A 3925-nucleotide genomic window follows, 5' to 3' on the forward strand; every position below is an offset into this window, starting at 1 on the left:
TGGTGGCCCCGCCGCCGGCGGCGGTGAGCGCGGCAAGACCGCCGCGGTGCGCACGGTCGGCGACCAGCAGCACCGCCGTCACGCCGACGCCGCGCCGGGCCAGCCGGGCGCCGGCGTAGAGCGCGTCGCCCCCGTTGTCGCCGCCGCCCACCAGCAGCACCACGCGCCTGGACCGCCCCGAAGGCAGCAGGTCGGCGCAGGCCGCCGCCAGGCCGGCGGCGGCCCTGGCCATCAGGGTGCCCGCCGGCAGCCGGTCCATCAGTGCCCGCTCGGCGGTCCGCACCGTCTCCACGCGATAGGCCGTCCTCATGGCACCAGTCTGGCCCGTGTCGGCCGCGGCGGCGCAGGGAACCCCGGGAGGCGTCGGAACGGGACGGCGTCATCGGGCGGTCCGGGCGGCGAAATCCGGGGTTCCTGCGACACTGGAGGGCAATGAACGATCACGTCCTGCCCGAAACCCGGCGTCTCCGCGCCGATATCGATCTGGCCGCGGTGCGCTCCAACGTGCGTGCGCTCCGTCGACGCCTCACCGGCGGCGCCGAGTTGATGGCCGTGGTCAAGGCCGACGCCTACGGCCACGGGCTGCTGCCCTGCGCCAGGGCCGCCCGCGCGGCCGGCGCCGGCTGGCTCGGCGCCGCCACGCCCGAGGAGGCGCTGGCGCTGCGCGCGGCCGGGGACACCGGGCGGATCCTGTGCTGGCTCTGGGTGCCTGGCGGGCCCTGGCGGAGCGCGGTGGAGGCCGACATCGACGTCTCGGTGAGCGCCCGTTGGGCGCTGACCGAGGCCGTGGCGGCCGCCCGGGCCGCCGGCCGGCCGGCCAGGATCCACCTCAAGTCCGACACCGGGCTCGGCCGCGGCGGCTGCCCGCCCACCGACTGGGCCGACCTGACGGCCGCCGCCCGCGCCGCCGAGGCCGAGGGCACGGTGGTGGTCGCCGGCGTCTGGTCGCACCTGGCCAGGGCCGACGAGCCGGGCGACCCGTCGATCGCCGCCCAGCAGGAGGGCTTCGCCGAGGCCCTGGCCGTCGCCGAGCGCGCCGGGCTGCGGCCCGAGGTGCGCCACCTGGCGAACTCGCCCGCCGTCCTCACCCTGCCCGCCACCCACTACGACCTGGTGCGCGCCGGTGTCGCCGTCTACGGCGTCTCGCCGTCCCCCGAGGTCGGCACCCCCGAGGACTTCGGGCTGCGGCCCGCGATGACACTGCGCGCCACGCTGGCCGGCGTCAAGCGGATGCCGGGCGGCCACGGCGTCTCCTACGGCCACCGCTACACCACCCCGGGCGACACCACGCTGGCGCTGATCCCCGCCGGATACGCCGACGGCATCCCCCGCCACGCCTCGGGCACCGGCCCTGTGCTGGTCGCCGGCAAGTGGCGCACGGTGGCCGGCACCGTCGCCATGGACCAGTTCGTCGTCGACCTCGGCGGCGACGCGGCGGAGGCCGGCGACGAGGCCCTGCTCTTCGGCCCTGGCGACCACGGCGAGCCCACCGTCGAGGACTGGGCCAGGGCCACCGGCACCATCGGCTACGAGATCGTCACCCGCGTCGGCGCCCGGGTGCCGCGCGTCTACCACGGCGCCGAGGCCGCCGGCGCCCGGCCGGCGGAGGCGGCGTCATGAGCTGGGCGAAGCGGGCCGGCATAGCGGGCATCGCGCTGGGCGCGGTGGCCACCACGGTGGCCGTCGAGCGGCTGAGCGTGCAGCGCTCGCTCCGCCGCCAGGCCAGGCTCGCGCTGGACACCGCCGGCCCCTTCGGCACCCTCCGCGGCACGCCGGGCACCACCTTCGCGGAGGACGGCACCGAGCTCTACTACGAGATCGACGAACCCGCCGACCACCCGACGCCGGAGGCCGCGCTGGTGGCGGACCCTCCCCCAGCCCTGGCGGGCTGGGAGGTACCCCCACAGGCGCCCGGCCGGCTCACCAGGCTGCTGCGCCGCCACGGCCCCGCCAGCCGCCGCCCCACCGTGGTCTTCAGCCACGGCTACTGCCTCGCCCAGGACGTCTGGCACTTCCAACGCGCCGCGCTGCGCGGCCAGTTCCGCGCCGTCTACTGGGACCAGCGCAGCCACGGCCGGTCGGCGCGCGGCACGTCGCAGGTCGAGCGCGTCGAGGACGTCAGCATCGACCAGCTCGGCCGCGACCTGAAGGCCGTGCTGGACGCCACCGTGCCCGAGGGGCCCGTCATCCTGGTCGGCCACTCCATGGGCGGCATGACGGTGATGGCGCTGGCCGAGCAGTACCCCGAGTACGTCGCCGAACGCGTCACCGGCATCGCCTTCCTCGGCACCTCGGCCGGCGGCCTGCTCGACGTCACCTACGGCTTCCCGCCGCCCGTCATCAACGCCGTCCGCCGCGCCGTCCCCGGCATGCTGCGGATGCTCGGCACCCGGCCCGAGCTCGTCGAGCGCGGCCGCCGGGCCGTCGGCGACCTGTACTCGGGCCTGGTGCGGAAGTACTCGTTCGGCGAGCCGGCGTCCATCGACCCCGCCGTCGCCCGGTTCGCCGAGCGGCTGATCGAGGCCGTGCCGATGGACGTGGTCGCCGAGTTCTACCCGGCCTTCCACAAGCACGACAAGTGGGCCGCGCTCCGCGTGCTGCGCGGCCTGGAAGAGGACCTGCCGGTGCTGGTGCTGGCCGGCGACCGGGACGAGATGACGCCGCCCTCCCACAGCGAGCGGATCGCCGAGGAACTGCCGGCCGCCGAGCTGCGGCTGGTGCCCGACACCGGGCATCTGGTGCTCCTCGAGGCCCCGGTCGTCGTCAACGAGGCCCTGGTCAGGTTGCTGACGCGTAGCATCCACCCTCATGAACCAGCTGTCTGACGCGCCCGTCGCGCTCACCGTCCGCGGCCCCGACCGGATGCGCGAACTCGGCCGGCGGCTGGCCGCGCTGCTGCGCCCCGGCGACCTGGTGCTGCTCACCGGGGAGTTGGGCGCCGGCAAGACGACGCTGACCCGCGGCCTCGGCGAGGGCCTCGGCGTACGGGGCGCCGTCACCTCCCCGACGTTCGTCATCGCCCGCGTCCACCCGTCACTGGCCGACGGCCCCCCGCTGGTCCACGTCGACGCCTACCGGCTGGCCGGCGGCCTGGACGAGATGGAAGACCTGGACCTCGACGTGGCGCTGCCGGAGTCGGTGGTGGTGGTGGAGTGGGGCGAGGGCCGGGTCGAGGAACTGTCGGACGAACGGCTGCACGTCGTCATCCACCGGACGGCGGGCGCCGACGACGACACGCGCGAGGTCTCCCTGACCGGCGTGGGCGCGCGTTGGCACGACGCGGGCCTGAACGGACTGGCCGAGCCGGCTGTTTGACGGCCGGCGCCACGTGGGGTTTTCCCACCCACCCGCCCTTTCCAGCGCGCTTCGCACGGAGGAGGCCCGCGGGCCCGGCCTGCGGCCACTGCCCCGGCGGTGCCCCGCGGCTCCGCGCGGGTTCTCGCCCACCCACCCACCCGTCCTCGCGCTTCGCGCGGGGGCCGGGCCTGCGGCCGGCTCTGGGCGGTGCCCCGCGCTGCGCGCGGATTTTCGCCCACCCACCCACCCGTTCTTGCGCTTCGCGCGGACGGGGCCTGTGGGCCGGGCCTGCGGCCGCTGCCTCGGCGGTGCCCCGCGCTGCGCGCGGGGTTTCCCCCACCCGCCGACCCCTTCTCGCGCGCTTCGCACGGAGTGGGCGGCTGCGCCGCCCGCGCCTGCCGGGGCCGGGGGCGCGGGCCCGGCCCACGGCGGCTACGCCGCCGGCCCGCCGCCGCGGGCGGTGCCCCCCAGCTAACGGCCCCCAGCCATGGTCCCCCGGACGGAGTCTGGGGGAGGCTGGGAGGTGCCCCCACAAGCCCTTTCCGCCGCGCTTCGCGCGGAGGGGGCGGCGCCGCCGGGCCGCAGGCCCGCCGCCGCGGGCGGTGCCCCGCGCTGCGCGCGTGGGCCC

4 protein-coding genes are annotated in these 3925 nt (G+C 77.1%); 3 read left to right on the forward strand and 1 reads right to left on the reverse strand.

Annotated features, from left to right (window positions below; translation table 11 throughout):
• Positions 1-310: NAD(P)H-hydrate epimerase (locus ACYVPE_RS39425; protein ID WP_461038667.1), on the reverse strand; the 310-nt coding region annotated here is incomplete at its 3' end.
• A 122-nt stretch (positions 311-432) separates the two neighbouring features.
• On the opposite strand from ACYVPE_RS39425, the gene alr reads away from it, so the two are divergent.
• The 3 genes from alr to tsaE are packed head-to-tail and all read left to right on the forward strand — an operon-like array spanning position 433 to position 3315.
• Entirely contained in the window at positions 433-1620 is a 1188-nt protein-coding gene (alr, locus tag ACYVPE_RS39430) for an alanine racemase (RefSeq protein ID WP_461038668.1), read from the forward strand.
• A complete protein-coding gene (locus ACYVPE_RS39435) occupies positions 1617-2825 on the forward strand; it encodes an alpha/beta fold hydrolase (protein ID WP_461038669.1) in 1209 nt (402 codons plus the stop codon). Before alr ends, ACYVPE_RS39435 begins: the two co-directional genes overlap by 4 nt.
• Complete coding sequence (tsaE, locus tag ACYVPE_RS39440) at positions 2809-3315, forward strand: tRNA (adenosine(37)-N6)-threonylcarbamoyltransferase complex ATPase subunit type 1 TsaE (RefSeq protein WP_461038670.1); 507 nt, start codon at positions 2809-2811, stop codon at positions 3313-3315. Before ACYVPE_RS39435 ends, tsaE begins: the two co-directional genes overlap by 17 nt.
• The last annotated feature ends 610 nt before the right edge of the window (positions 3316-3925 follow it).

It is taken from the genome of Streptomyces mayteni, from assembly GCF_054783955.1.

What these genes read in the sequence shown, in the direction of transcription:
- alr (WP_461038668.1), top strand. Translation starts at nt 433, where the DNA reads ATGAACGATCACGTCCTGCCCGAAACCCGGCGTCTCCGCGCCGATATC.
- ACYVPE_RS39435 (WP_461038669.1), top strand. Translation starts at nt 1,617, where the DNA reads ATGAGCTGGGCGAAGCGGGCCGGCATAGCGGGCATCGCGCTGGGCGCG.
- tsaE (WP_461038670.1), top strand. Translation starts at nt 2,809, where the DNA reads ATGAACCAGCTGTCTGACGCGCCCGTCGCGCTCACCGTCCGCGGCCCC.